The organism is Dyadobacter sp. LHD-138, assembly GCF_030929615.1.
In the GTDB taxonomy this organism is placed as follows: Bacteria; Bacteroidota; Bacteroidia; order Cytophagales; family Spirosomataceae; genus Dyadobacter.
This window is the reverse complement of sequence record NZ_JAVFVU010000083.1, coordinates 1-2,978: the sequence shown is the minus strand read 5'-3', so window position 1 is coordinate 2,978 and position 2,978 is coordinate 1. Positions and strand designations below refer to the sequence as shown.

The following is a 2,978-nucleotide window of genomic DNA, read 5'->3' as shown; positions in this document are numbered from 1 at the left end:
GATAACGAGTTCATTGACATATTGAGAAGCAAAAGAGAATAAGAATAAACCGCGCAAGCGAATTAAGGGCGCATGGAGGATACCTAGGCTCTCAGAGGCGATGAAGGACGTGATAAGCTGCGATAAGCCACGGGGATCAGCACATATGATTTGATCCGTGGATTTCCGAATGGGGCAACCCAGTACCATGAAGTGGTATTACCCTACGGGGGGCAAACGGGGGGAACTGAAACATCTAAGTACCCCCAGGAGAAGAAAATAATAATGATTCCGCAAGTAGTGGCGAGCGAACGCGGAAGAGCCCAAACCAGCCTGGTTACGGCCAGACTGGGGTTGTAGGACTCACCAAGTGTATAACAATTGAACTGGAATGACGTGGGAAAGTCAATCGTAGAGGGTGAGAATCCCGTACAGGTAAGAGCGTTATATGAGTGAGTATCCTGAGTAAGTGGGGACCGGAGAAATCCCCTCTGAATCTACCGGCACCATCCGGTAAGGCTAAATACTCCTGAGAGACCGATAGTGAACGAGTACCGTGAGGGAAAGGTGAAAAGTACCGCGAGCAGCGGGGTGAAATAGAACTTGAAACCATGCGCTTACAAGCGGACGGAGCCTTCGGGTGACGTCGTGCCTTTTGCATAATGAGCCTACGAGTTACGGTCACTGGCGAGGTTAATGCTGTAAACAGCAGGAGCCGAAGCGAAAGCGAGTCTGAAATGGGCGATTAGTCAGTGGCTGTAGACGCGAAACTTGGTGATCTACCCTTGGTCAGGTTGAAGCGCTGGTAACACATCGTGGAGGACCGAACCGGTAAACGTTGAAAAGTTTTCGGATGAACTGAGGGTAGGGGTGAAAGGCCAATCAAACTGAGAAATAGCTCGTACTCCCCGAAATGTTTTTAGGAACAGCGTCGTGGTTGAGTCATGGTCAGGTAGAGCTACTGATAGGGCTAGGGGGAGTCAAATCCTACCAAACTCTGACAAACTCCGAATGGGCTATGATATACACGGCAGTGAGGGCTGGGGTGCTAAGGTCCCAGTCCGAGAGGGGAACAACCCAGAGCATCAGCTAAGGTCCCAAAATATATGCTAAGTTGAACTAAGGGGGTCCGACTGCAGAGACAGCCAGGATGTTAGCTTGGAAGCAGCTATACATTTAAAGAGTGCGTAACAGCTCACTGGTCGAGCGGGGCGGGCATCGATAATAAACGGGCATCAAGCATATTACCGAAGCTATGCGATAGTAATTTATTACGATCGGTAGGGGAGCATTCTCACAGGGGTGAAGGTTTGGCGTAAGCCGGGCTGGACTGGTGAGAAAAGCAAATGTAGGCATAAGTAACGATAATGCGGATGAGAAATCCGCACACCGAAAGACTAAGGATTCCTCCGCTATGCTAATCAACGGAGGGTTAGGCGGGGCCTAAGGTATAGCCGAGCGGCGAACACCGATGGACAGCAGGTTAATATTCCTGCCCCTGCGTTCAGTGTGAAAGAGTGACGGAGTATTGTGGTATGTACGTACTGACGGAATAGTGCGTTGAGCAGAGCCTACGGGCGAAGCGAACATACGAAAACGCTTCCAAGAAAAGCTCTTGAAACATCAGCTGAATGCAGCTCGTACCGTAAACCGACACAGGTAGTCGAGAAGAATATTCTAAGGTGCTCGAGTGAATCACGGCTAAGGAACTCGGCAAATTAACCCTGTAACTTCGGGAGAAGGGGAGCCTCCTCGCAAGAGAGGCCGCAGAGAAATGGCCCAGGCGACTGTTTAGCAAAAACACAGGGCTCTGCCAAAACGCAAGTTGACGTATAGGGCCTGACACCTGCCCGGTGCTGGAAGGTTAAGAGGGGATGTCAGCCGCAAGGTAAAGCATTGAATCGAAGCCCCAGTAAACGGCGGCCGTAACTATAACGGTCCTAAGGTAGCGAAATTCCTTGTCGGGTAAGTTCCGACCTGCACGAATGGTGTAACGATCTGGGCACTGTCTCGGCCGTGAGCTCGGTGAAATTGTAGTAGCGGTGAAGATGCCGCTTACCCGCCACGGGACGGAAAGACCCCGTGCACCTTTACTATAGCTTTGCATTGTTTTCGGGTCAGGGATGTGTAGGATAGGTGGGAGGCTTTGAAGTTGCGTCGCCAGGCGTGATGGAGCCAACGTTGAAATACCACCCTTCGCTGGCCTGGGATCTAACTGCTCAAAGAGCAGGACCGTGCATGGTGGGTAGTTTGACTGGGGTGGTCGCCTCCAAAAGTGTAACGGAGGCTTCCAAAGGTCTGCTCAACACGCTTGGTAACCGTGTGTGGAGTGCAATAGTACAAGCAGGCTTGACTGTGAGACCGACGGGTCGAGCAGGTGGGAAACCAGGGTATAGTGATCCGGTGGTTCTGTATGGAAGGGCCATCGCTCAAAGGATAAAAGGTACGCCGGGGATAACAGGCTGATCTCCCCCAAGAGCTCACATCGACGGGGAGGTTTGGCACCTCGATGTCGGCTCGTCACATCCTGGGGCTGGAGAAGGTCCCAAGGGTTGAGCTGTTCGCTCATTAAAGTGGCACGCGAGCTGGGTTCAGAACGTCGTGAGACAGTTCGGTCCCTATCTGTGGTGGGCGTAGGAAGATTGACGGGGGCTGCCCTTAGTACGAGAGGACCGGGGTGGACCCACCGCTGGTGAATCGGTTGTCCCGCCAGGGGCATGGCCGAGTAGCTATGTGGGGAATAGATAAGCGCTGAAAGCATCTAAGTGCGAAACTAGCCCGAAGATGAATCTTCCACACAAGGGTCGTTGTAGACTACGACGTTGATAGGCTGCAGGTGTACGTGTAGAAATACATTCAGCTGAGCAGTACTAATTACCCAACAGCTTGCACAACTTTTTCTGATTCTCTTTTGCTTCCAATATGACATTGATTATACACTCACAAAGAGCTTGTTGATTAATACCAACAGACAATCTTGTTGGTGACTATTGGCCTGG

General features: G+C 51.4%; 1 rRNA gene. It reads left to right on the top strand.

Annotated elements, in window-relative coordinates:
* The first annotated feature begins 51 nt into the window (after positions 1–51).
* Positions 52–2,873: ribosomal RNA gene (locus RB622_RS29820) — 23S ribosomal RNA — on the top strand.
* The last annotated feature ends 105 nt before the right edge of the window (positions 2,874–2,978 follow it).